The sequence below is a fragment of the Undibacterium sp. WLX3042 genome (assembly GCF_049544825.1).
Taxonomy (GTDB): Bacteria; Pseudomonadota; Gammaproteobacteria; order Burkholderiales; family Burkholderiaceae_D; genus Undibacterium.
In genome coordinates this window covers 1,627,538-1,643,667 of sequence record NZ_CP186698.1, presented here as the reverse complement: position 1 = coordinate 1,643,667, position 16,130 = coordinate 1,627,538, and the positions used below count along the sequence as shown (strand labels likewise).

Sequence of the window (16,130 nt, the reverse complement as noted above, 5' to 3'; positions counted from 1 at the left end):
AGACACTATGAAACTCCATCACGTATTTAAAAATATTGTCGTGCTGGCTGCAAGTCTGCTGCTGGCATCCTGCGCCAGCAAATACGATCCGGCGCTGTACGCGAAAGAGCAGCCGCAGCTTTCTTTGCAGCACTACTTTAATGGAACGCTTGACGCCTGGGGCATGTTTCAGGATCGCTCCGGCAAAATAGTTAAACGCTTCACGGTCGTCATGCGCTGTCAATGGAATGGCGACACCGGCACGCTCGACGAAGACTTTACCTACTCTGATGGCACAAAACAAAAGCGTATCTGGACCTTGAAACAGACCGCTCCGGACCGCTTTACAGGGACGGCACCGGACGTGATAGGCGAAGCACAGGGGGTCGTTTCCGGTAACACACTGCACTGGAATTACGTGCTGGCGCTCCCGGTTGACGGCACCGTGTATCACGTTGATTTTGACGATGTGATGGTGCTGATGAATGACAAAGTCATGCTGAACCGGGCGATCATGCGCAAATTCGGCGTTGATCTCGGCAGTGTCACCTTGTCGTTCACAAAACGCGATGGACAGACAAAATGAATCCACGCATACGTGACTGGCAAGGAAAGCATGTCTGGATCATCGGTGCATCAACCGGAATCGGCGCCGAAGTAGCCCGGCTGCTGCTCACCAAAGGCGCGACAGTGGCGCTGTCAGCACGTAACCGTGAGCAACTGCTGCAAATTGCGCAAGCCTATCCGGCCGCACGGGCATTGCCACTCGATGTAACCGATATCGTCAGTCTGCAAACAGCACATGCGCAGTTAATCGCAGAATGGCAACAAATTGATCTGGTTCTGATCGTGGCCGGTGCCTATAATGAAATGCGGGCAGACAGTTTTAATCTCGCCGACGCCAACCATGTTCTCGACATCAATGTACGTGGGGTCTATCAGTGTCTGGAGGTTGTACTGCCTAGCTTGCTAAAACAGGGAGCCGGCGGTATCGGCATCGTCGGTTCAGTTGCCGGATATTCCGGTTTGCCAAAAGCGCTGGCATACGGGCCGAGCAAAGCGGCAATCATCAATCTGTGCGAATCACTGTATGTGGATCTGCATCCGAAGAACATTGCGGTGTATATGATTAATCCCGGCTTTGTCGCCACACCGATGACGGCAAAGAATGATTTCGAGATGCCGGCCTTAATGACAGCGCCAGCTGCAGCACAAGCACTGGTGCGGGGTCTGGAGCGAGGTGAATTTCATATCCATTTCCCGAAACGCTTTACGAACTGGCTGCGGCTGGCACGTCTGTTGCCGTACCGCGGTTATTTTTATCTCGTACACAAAGTGACAGGACTATAAATGAGCCCTCAGCAACATCAGGCCAGCCTGGACCGACTGGTCACTTTTTTTGAAACGATCAGCCTCAACGGAGTCGATCATATTGACCGGATTTATATCGAAGATGCGTATTTCAAAGACCCGTTTAATGAAGTGCGCAGCTCAAATAATATAAAACGGATTTTTCTGCATATGTTTGAGCAGGTAAATCAGCCGCGCTTTCTGGTGACTTCTACCGTACTGCAAGGCGACAATGCATTTTTATGCTGGGATTTCCTGTTCACGATGAAGCGTTTCAGCACTGAAGAACAATGCATACGCGGTGCCACCCACATCTGCTTTGCGACAGATGGCCGCGTCACCATGCACAGGGATTACTGGGATGCCGCCGAAGAGCTGTACGAAAAACTCCCGTTACTCGGCGGTCTGATGCGTTTTTTAAAGCGGGCAGCAAACAAGTAAGCAAATACCGGACATGCTGTAACATCTGCTGCAGTATCCGGTTTTTGCCTGTATCACTCTGCCGCTTTTGCAGTTTTATAGGCAGGTAAATACTGCGCCAGTCTGGCTCCCATTTCCTGTCCCAGCGCCTGTAAGCCACTCATAGGTCTGACCATCACTTCAAAATCGCGTATCTTGCCGGCATCGTCGAAAGCAATCATATCAATCCCCTTGAGCTGCTTGTCGCCAACCCTGGCACTGAATTCAAGCACCACATTGAGCCCATCGTCAGACACGAATTCACGATGATAAGTAAAGTCCTGAAATACCTGGATTACCGTACCCAGAATCAACACGACCGCCTGCGCACTGGCATACGGCTGGTGCGCCATCGGGGAACGGAATACCGCTTCAGGGTGAACGATCTCCGCCAGTCCGTTGAGATCACGCTCAGCAATCATCTGATGCCAGCGCTGTAAAGATGCCGCTGCTAGTGGGTGCAGTTGATTCATCAGTATCTCCTCCCTTTTTTTATCAGATCGTTGCTGCCAGACGTGTGCCCTGATTAATCGCCCGTTTTGCATCCAGCTCGGCAGCCACATCAGCGCCGCCGATCAGATGCACGGTTTTTCCTGCTGCTTCCAAAGCCGCCTGCAAATCACGGCGCGGTTCCTGACCTGCACACAGAATGACGTTATCAACTGGCAGTGTCTTTTGCTGACCATCAATCGTCACATGCAAGCCGGCGTCGTCAATCTTGTTGTATGTGACACCGGCAAACATATGGACTCCACGGTTTTTCAATCCGGTACGATGTATCCAGCCTGTGGTTTTCCCGAGTCCGTCACCCACTTTCGATGTTTTGCGTTGTAACAGGAAAATCTCCCGTTCAGGTGTCTCGATGTGAGCATCTGTCAGGCCGCCGACCGTCTGATAGGTCGTATCGACGCCCCATTCAGCGAAGAATTTTTTCGGATCCAGACTAGGACTGGTACCGCTATGGCTCAGGTATTCCGCCACATCAAAGCCAATACCACCGGCGCCGATAATCGCGACGGTTTTTCCAACGGCTTTCTTATCGCGCAATACGTCAAGGTAACTCAACACTTTCGGATGCGTCACGCCTTCAATTTCAGGTACTCTCGGTGTAATGCCGGTTGCCAGCACGACTTCGTCAAATGCGCTTAATTCATCAGCCGTCACTGGCGTATTCAGTCGAAGTTTGACGCCGGTCAGCGTGATCTGCTTTGCAAAATAGCGCAGGGTTTCATAAAACTCTTCTTTACCAGGTACTTGTTTCGCAATATTGAATTGCCCGCCGATTTCGGCAGCAGCGTCGAACAAGGTGACGTCGTGCCCGCGGCTGGCGGCAGTCGTTGCGAAACTCAGACCAGCAGGTCCGGCACCAACGACAGCGATACGCTTGGCCTTATCCAGCTTTGCATTCACCAGCTCGGTTTCATGGCACGCACGCGGATTCACCAGACAGGACGTAATCTTGCCGCCGAAAGTATGATCCAGACACGCCTGATTACAACCGATGCAGGTGTTAATCTCATCTGCCTTACCTTGTTCTGCCTTGCGCATGAACAACGGGTCGGCCAATAAAGGACGCGCCATCGAGACCATATCGCAGAAATTATCGGCCAGCAGTTGTTCTGCCACTTCCGGGGTATTGATACGATTGGTCGCCACGAGCGGGATGTTCACATGACCTTTCAGTTTCTGGGTCACCCAGGCATAGGCCGCACGCGGCACCTTGGTGGCAATCGTCGGAATACGCGCTTCATGCCAGCCTATGCCAGTATTGATAATCGTCGCGCCAGCAGCCTCAATTGCCTTGGCAAGCTGTATTACCTCTTCCAGCGTCGAGCCGCCTTCGACCAGATCGAGCATAGACAGGCGATAGATGATGATGAAATTGGTGCCGACTTTTTCGCGGATACGACGTACGATCTCGACCGGAAAGCGGATGCGGTTTTCATACGCGCCCCCCCATTCATCGTCACGCTGATTGGTACGCGCAGCGATGAACTCATTGATAAGATAACCTTCCGAGCCCATGACTTCCACGCCGTCATAGCCTGCCGATTGCGCCAGACCGGCACAGCGGACGAAGTCATCGATCGTCTGCGCAACTTCCTCTGTCGTCAGTGCGTGTGGTTTGAACGGATTGATCGGAGCCTTTATCGCGCTGGGTGCAACCAGCGTCGGCTGATAGGAATAGCGACCAAAATGCAGAATCTGCATCGCGATCTTGCCGCCTTCACGATGCACGGCATCAGTCACGATACGGTGATGTGCCGCTTCTGCTTCGGTGGTCAGCATCGCACCGCCATGCATAGGACGCGCACGCTCATTCGGCGCAATACCACCTGTCACGATCAGGGCAACGCCGCCGCGTGCACGTTCAGCATAAAAGGCTGCCATGCGTTCAAAACCATTGTCGACTTCTTCCAGGCCAACGTGCATGGAACCCATTAACAAGCGATTCGGCAAAGTGGTGAAGCCCAGATCAAGCGGTTTGCTAAGGTGAGGATAGAAAGACATGGCGTTTCCTTATAGAAGAAGGAGAAAAACAGTAGCAGTCAGTTAAATTGACGATGCAAGGGATAGCGAGAGAATAACGAAACAACTTTATATATGCAACTGGTTGCATATAAAATGTCGCTAACCAAGCTCGAATAATGACTCTAGTGCTGCTATGTCCCTGCCCCACGCCTTATTAACCTCGCTGATAGAAAAGCCCTGTTCCGGTTATGAACTGGCGCGCCGCTTTGATAAATCCATCGGCTATTTCTGGCATGCGACGCATCAGCAGATTTATCGCGAACTCGCACGTATGGAGGAACACGGCTGGGTCAGCTCAATTGAGGTCGAAGGTGGCCGCGCGGGTAAAAAGCGATTCGAGGTATTGCCAGCAGGACGCACTGAATTGCAGCGCTGGGCAGCAGAAAGCACAGCGCCTATGCGCCTGCGTGACGATATGCTGGTGCGACTGAGGGCCGACGCTGCCGTCGGTGCGCCCGGCCTGATAGAAGAAATGGAGCGTCGTCTGAAACTGCATGAACAGGAATTAGAAAATTACAAGGCAATAGAACAACGCGATTTCAGTCACAGGCCTTTGTCGCGTGAAGCACAAATTCATTATCTGATTTTGCAGGCTGGTATCAATTTTGAAGAAAGCCGGGTCGCATGGACAAAACAGGCACTGACCACATTTCGACAACAACAGTAAGCTAAGTGCCTGACATCCTGGATACTTTTTCCTCTGACAAAGAGACAGCGTCCTTTAAAATAGCCGTTTTCCCGAACCGGATAAATGACTCGCTTATGGATGATTTTGCTTCTTTGTGTACGCGCGCACGGGCAGGAGACCCGCTTGCAGCAGAACAACTCATGCAGAAAATCTATCCTGAATTACACATCATGGCGCGTGCGCGCCTGCGCCAGAGCGGTCATCTGACTTTGCTGGATACCACCGCCCTCATCAATGAAATGTGGCTGCGCCTGAATGCCAACACCCAGCTTCAGCTCGCAGAAAAACATTATTTTCTCGGTTATGCCTCACGTGCGATGCGTTCTATCGTGATTGATTATGCGCGCCGCCGTCAGGCGGAACGCCATGGCGGCAGTGCAGAACATGTCGAACTCAGTTCCCAGCCCGATCTCAGTGCCCCCGATGAATCTGAGCTTTTACGTGTACATGATGCACTGAATGAACTGGAGCAGATCGACCCGCGTCTGGCACAAGTCGTGGAACTGCGTTACTTCGCCGGACTCAGTGAAGAACAAACCGCCGACTTTCTCGGCATTGCCAGACGCACAGTACAACGAGACTGGCTGAAGGCAAGAGCCTTACTGTTTGAAGCCCTGTGCTGAAGCGTTTGACCAATCCGATGACGCTTTTCCTATGATTTCATCGTTCTGATCAGCATCCCTTTTTTTCTGGAGACATTCGGTGGTACTTCCCGGTGAAGACTGGCATCTGATATCGGTGCTGTTTGATGAAGTCATAGATCTGAACCCGGCGCAAAGACAACAACGACTGGCAAGGCTGGAGACTGAGAATCCGCAGCACCATCGTCGTCTTTGTCAGCTACTCGCAGCACATGACAAAGCGGAAGAACATGCTTTTCTGCTGACCACGCCGAAAATCACGCTGGATGAGGGTACACGCAATCCTTTGCCAGTGATATATGAAGAAGGAATGACGATAGGCCCGTGGGAACTGCGCAAGAAAATCGGCCAGGGCGGTATGGCCAGCGTCTGGCTCGCGGTTCAGAAAAACAGCGAATTTAAACGTGAAATTGCCTTAAAACTGCCCTATCCGGATACGCTGAACGGAACGATAGTCTCGCGCTTTATCCGTGAACGCGACATCCTCTCGCAACTGACACATCCCTATATTGCCCGCTTATATGATGCCGGGATCAGCAGCGAACAACAGGCATGGCTGGCGCTCGAATACGTCAGGGGCAGACACATCGTTGACTGGTGCCGCGAACAAAAGCTGGATTTGCACGCACGTATTCAACTGATGGTGCAGGTGTGTTCGGCGGTCCAATATGCCCACTCGCATCTGGTAGTACACCGCGATCTGAAGCCCAGCAATATTCTGGTCACCGAAGAAGGTTATGTGCGCCTGCTCGACTTTGGTATCGCACAAATTCTGCAAGGTGGTAACAATGCCGGTAAGATTCAGCCGGCACCGACCGGAGAAAGTACAGGCCCGGTCACCTGGCGCTACGCTTCACCGGAACAGATACGCGGTGAAGCACCGGGCATTGCCAGTGACGTTTATTCGCTCGGTATCGTTTTCTATGAGTTACTCACATTCGTCTCACCATATCAGCCAGCAGACCGTTCACGTTCTGCGCTGGAAAGGGCAATTCTGCGTGATCCGGTGGCACCACCTTCAGAACGGTTGCTGGAAAACAAACAGCAGCGCCTGCTGCGCGGTGATCTGGACGCGATCATCCTCAAAGCACTACGAAAATCACCGCTGGATTGCAGCCAGCGGCCTGTTTTTGATTTGCTTTCTGTTTACTGCAACCGCAATTTCTCTGCATCAGGCGCATATTGCTCAGACCGAGGCAATTAAAGCGAAAGCAATGTATCAGTTCGTCGTCAGTCTGTTTAATCCCGATCAGAAACCGGATCTGGATCTGGCAAGACGCCAGATGACGCTGAAGGATCTGGTTCGCCTCGGTACTGACCGGCTTATTAACGAACTGCAGGCGCACCCCGAGGAGCGGGCAAAACTGTTACACGACCTGGGGCAGCTGACGATACAACTGGGACTGCAGGATGAAGCCGCCCGTATTTATCAAGTCAGTCTGGAACAGGCAAGGCAGAGATACGGTCAGGACAGCAATGAATACGCGGGCGTCTTACTCGATGCGGTTGAATGGCTGAGCGGAAATAACCGCAGTCAGGAAGCCTGCCAGTATGCAGACCGGGCGCTGGAAATTTACCGGCGTCACCATGCCCCCGACGAAAAACTGGCGGTCGCTTACCGCAAGGCCGGACATTGCGGTGTCAACCTGCACCCCGCCGGATTTCCGAGAGATATTCAGTATCTGGAAACGGCAGTACGTTTATCCAGGACCGCAAAAGACCGCGCAGAACTCTCGTCTGCGCTGGAAAATCTGGGGCTCGCTTATCTGAATTCTGACCGCCCTGAGAACGCGTTAACGGCCTTTAACGAATCCCTGCAACTGCGGCAAAAACTGTATGGTGCACATGCCTGGCAAACCGCAGAATCGCTGCAAAGTGTTGCCATCACGCTGGATACTCTCGGCAGGACCGGAGAATCTGCCGCAGCGCGCCTGCAGGCATTACAAAGCATGGAAGATATCTGGGGCAAAAATCATTATTTTGTGTCGGAAAGCAAAGCTTATCTGGCCGATATGCTGGTCGATGCCCTGCGCCGACCGGAGGGTCTTGCCTATGCGCGGGCGGCCTATGAAATTATGCTACTGCCTGACTGGCGCAATCAGAAACTGGATTATCTGGAAAATGCCAGCGCGAGCTATCTGAAAATTTTGTACCGCAGCGGTAATCTGCAGGAAATGCGCAGCGTTTGCGACCAGTTCCCCTGGAAAACACCGATTCGCTATCCCATCCTGCGCAACATTATGTTCAACCACTGCGGTAGTGTTGCGCTGTATTTCGGAGATACAGAGACCGCACGCCGCTTTGCCCGTGACAATTTCGCGCTATGGAAACAACACTGGCCGCAACAACCCAGCAGGGCCAGCGGCATACATTTGCTGAATGCCGAAATTGCCAGAGCATCACACCATCGTGAAGAAGCCATCCGCGAATACCGCGCAGTGCTGACCAGTGCGGCAAAAAAAAATCATTTCGCCCGCACTCAGGCATGGCTTGGCCTTTCAAGGCTGGCCGGTAGTGACCAGACATTGCTGCCATTGCCACAGATGCAGACTGAGTTGGAATTTTTCCTGCGGCCGGGCCAACGCGACTACTGGGCAGGATTTGAAGCCAGCATGCGCGAGGCTATCGGCAATGTCTATCTGGCGCGAGGTCAGACTGCGGCCGCACAAGAAGCAATGAAAGCAGCACTCGCCATACGCGAACAGGCTGACGATACCCGCAATGGTATCTGGTATGCATTGACCATGCTGCGGCTCGCTGACGCCATTCAGCCTGAAGACTCCGTGCAATCTACTCAGTTACGGCAGCGCGCAGACGCCATTTGCAGACAATATCCCGCCTGTCGCTGGCAAGCGCCAGCCAGGCATTAAGCGGGGCAAGCGTAACACGTCTGTCGTTCTTCTCTATTCTGCTTTCTAAAAAAAAATGCCTCGGCGTGGCGCTTTTTTCAAAAGAATTCCGTTCATACAAAGGAAGCGTCGTCCTGCCTGTCAATACGATGGTGCAGCGACCTGTTTTTCTTTTCATTTATAAGGATACGGCATGAAAAAAGCTCTTCTGGTAATGAGTCTGATCAGCGCACTCAGTGCATGTGGTGGCGGCAGTTCAGGCTCCGGCAGCAATTCCGGCAATAACAGTGGTACCGGTGGCACCGGAGGTACTAGCGGGACGGGTAGTACATCATCCGGAATGACGGAAGCAATGAAAGTTTTTGCAGAAAGCTGGATCAGTATGCAGGCTGTGCTGAATCTGCACGATCTGCTGATTATGGCCGGCAACAACGGTAACTGCCCGAAAGGCGGCAGCGTCAGCTTTAACGGCAGCACAACCAGTCTCAGCAACTGTGTGCGGCGCTTCCCAGCAGATAATGCCTATCTCGGTAATTTCAGTGGCACACCAGTATTCACTGGCTCAGTGAAAAGCCTGAATTTCCAGAGTGCCGGCAACCTGAACGTCAATGCGGGCGATAACCCTGCTGTGACGCAGTATGTAATGAGTAACACCAGCTTCAACGGTACCGACAACGATACTGGAAGCGGAGATACCAGCCAGATCGGCAACGGCAGTGCCACATTCGTCATGGGCGCGGCCAGTAGCTACGCTGTGACATCGGTTGGCAGTACCGCAGTTAATAATGGCAGTAGTCTCAACAGCAATGCTGGCTTTTTCTACAGCAAAAGCAATGCTGCGGCCAGTCGCGTGGTCACGACACAGAATCTGATCTTCAGCAGCGATACCAGCGGCATGACGAACCGTCCTGCAAGCGGCTCCTATAATGTTGCCGTCGGCGGCACTACGACCAGCTGTGTGAATGTCGGTGTGCAGATGCTGGCCAACAATCAGGTAAAAATCAGTTGCAGTGCGACCAGTGAATCACGCACTGTCAACTGGAGTGATACAGACGTGCAGAGCGCTCTGCGCAGCGCACGAAGCTGAATACGGCCATGAAGGAAGCGGGAGACGGAAATGAATTCCATCTCCCCTTATTGAATTACCCGTTACGATATAAACCGCCGGTGTGCGTTATATAGTTCGTAATGAGGCAAACCTGCTGGTCGGCTGTCTCAGGCAGCAACGCCAAACAAGGCGCCGACACCGGCGGTCAGTGCCATCGCCAGCGCTCCCCAGAAGCTTACGCGGGCGGCGGCCACTGTCACCGCCGCACCACCGGCATAAGCGGCGACCGATCCCAGCAAAGCCAGAAACAGCAGCGAACTGATTGCCACTGACCACATCAGTCCATGAGCGGGAAACAAAAAAACTACCAGCAAAGGTAACACTGCGCCCACAGCAAAAGTGGCAGCCGATGACAATGCGGCCTGCACGGGTTTTGCTGCCAGCGCTTCGGAAATACCAAGCTCGTCGCGTCCGTGCGCACCGAGTGCGTCGTGTGCCATCAGCTGTGTCGCCACCGCCGCCGCCAGTTCGGGATCAAGGCCACGCGCAATATAAATATCGCGCAATTCTTCATGTTCATGCGCAGGATCGGCCGCCAGTTCCTTGCGCTCACGTTCCAGATCCGCGGTTTCGGTATCCGATTGCGAGCTGACTGAAACATATTCCCCCGCTGCCATCGACATTGCGCCTGCTACCAGCGCAGCAACACCCGCAATCAGAATATCTTTGGAACCCGCGCCGGACGCTGCCACACCGAGTACCAGACTGGCTGTGGAGACAATACCGTCATTTGCTCCGAGTACGGCGGCGCGCAGCCAGCCTATGCGGTGCGTTTTGTGTCGTTCTATATGTCGCATGATGTCACTTCAGGTTGGATTTTCGCGTCGGATTGCAGGACCTTTATTTTTTGGCTGGCGTTTTTGCAGCGCTTGCTGTGGCTGGCTTCGTAGCAGTTTTTGCAGCGGTTTTTGCAGCGGTTTTTGGCACGCCTCTGCCTGCCGTTTTACTGCCTGTACCTGTCTTATTTTTTGATCCGGTAGCTGCCGTGCCTGCTTTCACCGCTGGTTTTGCTGCTGCCGCAGACTTGCCAGCGCGGCCATTCACTTTGGCCTTTGTCGCCGTCACTGAGCCCAGTGTTTCTTTTGCCAGGCCGTCCCCTTCCATTGCCTGACTGACCGCTTGTTTGAATTGATTCTGCAGTAAATTCCACCAGGCCGCCGGGTTCGCAAACGGCGTGCCGGCATCTTTATCTGAAGCGGCGCTCGCCAGTTTCTCTGAGGTCTCCGTTACCTGCGGCGAGACGCTCTCAGGTTCGGGCTCAGGGACAGGTTCGGGAGATGCTTGCGACACCGGTTCTGCTGCCGGTGGCATAGGCCAGCTGGTATGATCAGAAGCATTCGATGATGCAGGTTTCGGGATATCTGCGGGTTCCGAACTGGTTTGTGCGCTGGCTTGTGCACTTGCCTGCTGCATGTGCTGCGCAAAATTTTCACCCAGCGATTGCAATGTCGCAATCGTGGCGCGCTGGACTTCGAGCGCCTGTATCGTGCCACGCAGCATATTCATATTCACATTCAGCCACGATTCTACGGTTTTCAGATCCTGAATTTTTTTATCCAGTTCATCGACCGACATCGGTGGCGCGACCATGCCCGGAACATTCATACTGCCCCAGAGTTTTTTGATGAACCCAAGCGGATCACCCATAGAATTCATGCCGGGAATATCAGAACCAGAAAAAGGATTGCTCATCGGTGTACTCCTTATGTAGGCGCTGTCTGCACGCCATGATGACACTGCATGTGAAGACTGAATAGCGTTCTGCTAACGTCTCTCCATCTTGCATGAGCTGGGGAGTGCAGTCAATCCGGATTCAAAGAATCGCTCGGTTTTAAAACCGTAACCACTGCCTTCATTGTCAAAACGCGTTCCGGCCTCGCCTTTTTTCTGCATGACGGATACGTACAAAGGCTGCAATAACTGATGATCTTCCGCACGCATCAGTGCCTGGTGAAAACCATTGCTGAAACTCGCATTTTCCAGCGCCCGCGCTACTGCCGTCGCTTCGGTAGATTTCGCCTTTTCTATCGCACTGGCCAGCATTTCCATCATCAGTTGCATACGCAGATGGACATAATCATCCTTTGCCAAAGGATAGCGCTTACGGAATGCCTGATAAAAATCGTCGCTCGCTTTGCCGCCGACGTTCGGATGCCATTCAGCGACCGCACGCACGCGACCGATACCGGCATCGCCAATCGCAGCAGGCGCACCAAGGCCGTTTGCATAGAAAGTGTAAAACTTGACATTCATCCCGGCTTCTTTAACTGCCTTCACCAGCAAAGTCAGATCATTGCCCCAGTTACCTGTGATGACGGTATCCGCACCGCTGGCTTTGATTTTTGCAGCATACGGCGCGAAATCCTTGACCTTACCAATCGGATGCAGATCTTCGCCGACGATGCTGATATCCGGCCGTTTGCGCGCCAGCATCGCGCGTGCCGATTTCCCAACCTGGCGCCCAAAACTATAATCCTGCCCGATCAGATACACTTTTTTAGCGCGGCTATCGTCTTTAATGACCTCGGTCAGCACGTTCATACGCATATCCGCATGCGCATCAAAACGAAAGTGCCAGAAACTGCACTTTTCATTCGTCAACACGGGGTCAACGGCAGAATAATTCAGAAACAATACACGGTGATCAGGCATGCGCTGATTATGTTTATTGATCGCATCGATCAGCGCCGCAGCAACCGCAGAACTGTTGCCCTGCACCACGAAAGGAATTTTCTGATCAGTCACCTGCCGTAACAAGGTCAGGGATTCTTCCACCCCCTGCTTGTTATCAAACACGCTCAGGCTCAGCGCATGCTGGCCATCCGGCAAGCGGACACCACCGCGCGCATTGATGTTGTCGATCGCGATTTGCAGATTACGCTGCACCGCTTCGCCGGCATTCGTGAACGCTGCGCTCATCCCATCGATCATCGCAATGCGTATCGGTGGCAAAGGTTCTTTAGACGTTACGGCAAAGGATGTGGAAAACGGCAGGCTCAGGAATGCTGCAATTATGATGCGGAGAAAAAATGTCATAACCAGAAATAAATAATCAAAAGTAAAACTGAGGCAAAGTCCTGCATTCTACGCCGTATAAAATTCCTGCAATGTCATCGCAGCCAAACCTGCAAGCGTTTACACTGTCGCCATGAATCGCATTACCCTTTCCACTTTACCTGCCCGCTTCCGCTCTCGCGCCCTGATCTTTACAGGCATGGCGATCGCTTTTCACCTATTTTTATGGCATTTACTGTCGGGAAGCCTTGTTACCGAAAAGCCAGCGGCGACACCGGTAACCACCAGCATAGAAGTTCAGTTAAAAGAAGCCCCGGCTACCATCGCGCACGCTGTTCAAGCTCCCCAAAAAGTAAAGCCAAAACCACAGGCACGCAGAAAGACAGCAACACCGGCGACCACAGCAGTCAAGTCGGATCAAACACTGAACGACACGCCGCCCACGGCAGCAAGCGATGCGGAAACTCCGCCGACAGCAGCGGTCACCGAACCCGCGCCAAATCAGGAGCTTGCATCTCCGGCACAAGAGATATCTGCGCCAGAACCAGTACCAGCAACAGCCGCAGCGTCGGCAGCCAGCACCAATAATGCGGATAATCCGGTGACCGAATTAGCCGGGCTGAAAATCACCGCACCGCCATCCGGCAAAATGCATATGAAAGTCGTACGTATTTCGCCGAACATGAACCCGGTATATGGCCTCGGTGAAATCAGCTGGCAAGCGCAGGACGGCCAATATCAGATGCAGGTGCAGGCATCGCTGGATTTGCTGTTCACCAGTCTGAATTTGTACAAACTGCAAAGCGAAGGCAGTATCTCAGGCAATGGCATACAACCTAAGCGCATGAGCGAAACACGGCGCGGGCGCAGCGAAACGGCCACGCATTTTGATTACGATGCCAATCAACTCAGTTTTTCGTCATCGAATAAAAACACCGAGCTGAGCAAAGGTGCGCAAGACCGGGCGACAATCTTCATGCAACTGGCGGGATTAGGAATCGCCTCGCCGGAACAGTTTCAGCCGGGCAGACAAATTTCGGTGCAGGTCGCCGAAGATCGCGATGCGAACCAGTTCATCTTTGTCGTTATCGGCCAGGAAGAAATTGAGACGCCTCTCGGCAAAGTCATGACCTGGCACGTCAAGCGCCCGCCGCGCACAGGACTGTATAACTCTACGCTGGAACTCTGGTTCGCACCCGCGTATCAGTGGTACCCAATACAAATCCGCAATACTGAAACGAACGGCGCCGTCACGACACAGACGGTCAGTAAAATCGAACTTCAATCCACTTCTGGAAAATGATATGGCCCACCCTTTTTATCTTCGCCTGATCGCCGCTGTACTTACCTGTGCAGCGCTGGGCAACACGCTGGCAAACGCGGGTACGACGGAACATTTCAATAAGATGGCCTTTAATCTGCCACCGGCAGGAGAACTTTCATACACCATCAAGGCAAAGCAAAGCGGCATTCCCTTGGGTGGGGCGGCGACTGTTAAATGGGAAGTCAGTGAAAAAAAATACAGCATCGTGACAGAAACACGCGCGATGCTGGTCGGTAAAATCCTCGATGCCAGCAGTCAGGGTCATATCAGTGATTACGGTCTGGCACCGGAAAAATTTGTCGAGAAACGTTTTCGCAAGCCAGAAACGATTACCAGCTTCGAGCACGATAACAAAATCCTGCGATTTACCGCCTCAGATGAAACCTACACATTGAAGGGCGGCGAACAGGACAGAACGAGCGCCACCTGGCAACTGATTGCGTATGCGCGTGCCGCTGGTGATAAGTTCAAACCGGGCAGCGAATGGAAAATGTTTGTCGCCGGACGTCGCGACGCCGAGTCCTGGAGTTTCAAAGTGTTGGCAACAGAAAAAACCAGCACGCCGCTGGGTGAATTCGCCACTATTCATATCAGTAAAGCACCGCCACCGGATTCTAAAGATCAGACACTTGATATCTGGCTCGCACCGGCGCTGGACTGGTATCCTGTACGCCTGAAATTCAGTGATGCCGATGGCGACTATGTTGATCAGATCATAGAAAGCGTGAAGAAATAAGGCGATGAGTATGGACGGGGTGACCGCTGGAACCCCGCGTATTTATTGGGTCTCCAGCCGGTCAGAAAAATGTTTCAGAATGCCGTCCACACCGATGCAGCAGTCGTAACATCACTGTTTATGCAGGTGATTGCGGTTGAGGGCGTTTCTGTAAAGCAGGCAGAATAAATTTCCAGACCATCACCGTTTCAAACAACTCCACAGCGATCAGCGCAAAGATCGCACCGGCAGCGCCCCAATACGGAATCGCCTGATAGGTAATCAGCACCACCAGTAGCAAAGTGACCGTCCCCAGAAAGAACATAGAACGAAAAGCGCCGCCGCTCATCAGCCATGACGTTCCTATCGTACGTACGGAATTGATTGCGAAATAGCCACCCCACAGCATAATCAGAGGGCCGAGGCCACTGTATTTGCTACCGATCACATACGCTTCCAGCCACGGCAAAGTCAGCAACATCGCGCCCACATACGCAAACACAACGAGTTCGATGCCCAAGACAGAAACAATGGTCAGCTTGCGCAAGCCGCTCCAGTTATGTTCAGCCATCAGACGGCTTGCTTCCGGTCGTGCGACTCTGGACCAGGCTGCCACCGCCAACGGAATCGGCATCAGCAACAAACGCGATGCATTCAAGTCGGCAATCGCAGCCAGACCCAGCCAGGCGCCGGAAAGATAGACGTAACTGTAATTCGACAGCCAGCCAACGATGACTCCCAGTACCGCCCAGCGACCATGGCCGCGTATGGTTTCCTGATGCTCGTGCAGAATATCAGCGTCTTCCGCATCAACCTGACTGACCTGCGTTGCCGTACGATCCATGATGCGATGGCGACCAAATAGCGCACACAGAAATGAGGATGCGGCCAGCACGATAAAGACATGGGCAACATTGATCACTTCAAATAAATACAAACTGAGCATCCCCGCCAACACCGCCGCGACATACACCAGATCCTGCCGCAAGACGCTGTGAATATCGGATTGTATAAAGCCGACAGTACGACCATATTCACGCAGGCCATTGCCAATCACGTAGAGGCCGAACGCTGCCGCCATTAGCCAGTTTTTATTACTGTGATGCGTGGCAGCCGGGACAAATTCGACGATCAGAAACGCGGCTAAACCCATCGCCACGGTCCAGAATATCTGCCGCCGCCAGTAACGGCGCAACAATAGCTTGCGGGTATTTTCATGCACCGCGCTGGCGACCGTTGTCAACGGCCCGGCTATCCAGGAATCGACGATCAGACCCGCCAGCAACCCGCCCGCATATAACTGGCCATACAAACCATAATCGTCTTTATCAACCAGGCGGATCAGCAAAGCACCGATGCAGAAGTTCAGGGCACTCAGCATGCCCTGATCGATGACGGACAAAAACGAGGAGGATAGAAATTTTTTAGGAAAACTCATGGGCTTGCGATAACATTCATCTCACACGAACC

The 16,130-nt window shown here is 52.9% G+C and carries 16 protein-coding genes; 10 read left to right on the top strand and 6 right to left on the bottom strand.

Features of this window, described 5'->3' with window-relative positions:
* Window positions 1-7 precede the first annotated feature (7 nt).
* From ACPAOP_RS07400 to ACPAOP_RS07390, 3 genes are read left to right on the top strand one after another with little or no spacing between them, the layout of a single operon-like run.
* Window positions 8-565: a DUF3833 domain-containing protein gene (locus tag ACPAOP_RS07400; RefSeq protein ID WP_423709817.1), complete on the top strand. Its 558-nt coding sequence runs from the start codon at window positions 8-10 to the stop codon at window positions 563-565.
* The gene (locus tag ACPAOP_RS07395) at window positions 562-1,329 is read left to right on the top strand and encodes an SDR family NAD(P)-dependent oxidoreductase (protein WP_423709816.1); all 768 of its coding nucleotides are present in this window, start codon (window positions 562-564) and stop codon (window positions 1,327-1,329) included. Before ACPAOP_RS07400 ends, ACPAOP_RS07395 begins: the two co-directional genes overlap by 4 nt.
* Window positions 1,330-1,770, top strand: a complete 441-nt coding sequence (locus ACPAOP_RS07390; RefSeq protein ID WP_423709815.1) for a nuclear transport factor 2 family protein — start codon at window positions 1,330-1,332, stop codon at window positions 1,768-1,770.
* 53 nt (window positions 1,771-1,823) lie between these two features.
* Here ACPAOP_RS07390 and ACPAOP_RS07385 read toward each other — a convergent pair whose 3' ends face one another.
* A complete protein-coding gene (locus ACPAOP_RS07385; protein ID WP_423679037.1) occupies window positions 1,824-2,261 on the bottom strand; it encodes a nuclear transport factor 2 family protein in 438 nt (145 codons plus the stop codon).
* Window positions 2,262-2,283: 22 nt separating this feature from the next.
* On the bottom strand, window positions 2,284-4,299 hold the full coding sequence (locus ACPAOP_RS07380) for an FAD-dependent oxidoreductase (protein ID WP_423709814.1): 2,016 nt from the start codon (window positions 4,297-4,299) through the stop codon (window positions 2,284-2,286).
* 154 nt (window positions 4,300-4,453) lie between these two features.
* Between ACPAOP_RS07380 and ACPAOP_RS07375 the strand changes: the two genes are divergently transcribed.
* The 5 genes from ACPAOP_RS07375 (at window position 4,454) to ACPAOP_RS07355 (ending at window position 9,585) form a co-directional block, all read left to right on the top strand.
* Window positions 4,454-4,987: a PadR family transcriptional regulator gene (locus ACPAOP_RS07375; RefSeq protein ID WP_423709813.1), complete on the top strand. Its 534-nt coding sequence runs from the start codon at window positions 4,454-4,456 to the stop codon at window positions 4,985-4,987.
* A 95-nt stretch (window positions 4,988-5,082) separates the two neighbouring features.
* The gene (locus ACPAOP_RS07370; RefSeq protein WP_186884433.1) at window positions 5,083-5,631 is read left to right on the top strand and encodes an ECF-type sigma factor; all 549 of its coding nucleotides are present in this window, start codon (window positions 5,083-5,085) and stop codon (window positions 5,629-5,631) included.
* A 79-nt stretch (window positions 5,632-5,710) separates the two neighbouring features.
* Window positions 5,711-6,853 carry a serine/threonine protein kinase gene (locus ACPAOP_RS07365; RefSeq protein ID WP_423709812.1) on the top strand — a complete coding sequence of 381 codons (1,143 nt, stop codon included), beginning with the start codon at window positions 5,711-5,713 and terminating at the stop codon, window positions 6,851-6,853.
* On the top strand, window positions 6,780-8,519 hold the full coding sequence (locus ACPAOP_RS07360) for a tetratricopeptide repeat protein (protein WP_423709811.1): 1,740 nt from the start codon (window positions 6,780-6,782) through the stop codon (window positions 8,517-8,519). The genes ACPAOP_RS07365 and ACPAOP_RS07360 overlap by 74 nt, the downstream gene beginning before the upstream one ends.
* A gap of 172 nt (window positions 8,520-8,691) precedes the next feature.
* Window positions 8,692-9,585 (top strand): hypothetical protein, encoded by an 894-nt coding sequence (locus tag ACPAOP_RS07355; protein WP_423679029.1) that lies wholly within the window; start codon window positions 8,692-8,694, stop codon window positions 9,583-9,585.
* A 128-nt stretch (window positions 9,586-9,713) separates the two neighbouring features.
* Here the strand turns inward: ACPAOP_RS07355 and ACPAOP_RS07350 are convergent, their stop codons facing one another.
* The 3 genes from ACPAOP_RS07350 to ACPAOP_RS07340 form a co-directional block, all read right to left on the bottom strand.
* Complete coding sequence (locus ACPAOP_RS07350; RefSeq protein ID WP_423679027.1) at window positions 9,714-10,403, bottom strand: VIT1/CCC1 transporter family protein; 690 nt, start codon at window positions 10,401-10,403, stop codon at window positions 9,714-9,716.
* A gap of 43 nt (window positions 10,404-10,446) precedes the next feature.
* Window positions 10,447-11,298 (bottom strand): PhaM family polyhydroxyalkanoate granule multifunctional regulatory protein, encoded by an 852-nt coding sequence (locus tag ACPAOP_RS07345; protein ID WP_423679026.1) that lies wholly within the window; start codon window positions 11,296-11,298, stop codon window positions 10,447-10,449.
* Between the two features lie 72 nt (window positions 11,299-11,370).
* Window positions 11,371-12,642, bottom strand: a complete 1,272-nt coding sequence (locus ACPAOP_RS07340; RefSeq protein WP_423679024.1) for a branched-chain amino acid ABC transporter substrate-binding protein — start codon at window positions 12,640-12,642, stop codon at window positions 11,371-11,373.
* Window positions 12,643-12,754: 112 nt separating this feature from the next.
* Here ACPAOP_RS07340 and ACPAOP_RS07335 point away from each other — a divergent pair, with 112 nt between their 5' ends.
* Both ACPAOP_RS07335 and ACPAOP_RS07330 read left to right on the top strand, forming a co-directional pair.
* Complete coding sequence (locus ACPAOP_RS07335) at window positions 12,755-13,924, top strand: DUF3108 domain-containing protein (RefSeq protein WP_423709810.1); 1,170 nt, start codon at window positions 12,755-12,757, stop codon at window positions 13,922-13,924.
* A gap of 1 nt (window position 13,925) precedes the next feature.
* Entirely contained in the window at window positions 13,926-14,681 is a 756-nt protein-coding gene (locus ACPAOP_RS07330) for a DUF3108 domain-containing protein (RefSeq protein WP_423679022.1), read from the top strand.
* Window positions 14,682-14,799: 118 nt separating this feature from the next.
* Here ACPAOP_RS07330 and ACPAOP_RS07325 read toward each other — a convergent pair whose 3' ends face one another.
* Window positions 14,800-16,098, bottom strand: a complete 1,299-nt coding sequence (locus ACPAOP_RS07325; protein ID WP_423709809.1) for a lipopolysaccharide biosynthesis protein — start codon at window positions 16,096-16,098, stop codon at window positions 14,800-14,802.
* Window positions 16,099-16,130: the final 32 nt, after the last annotated feature.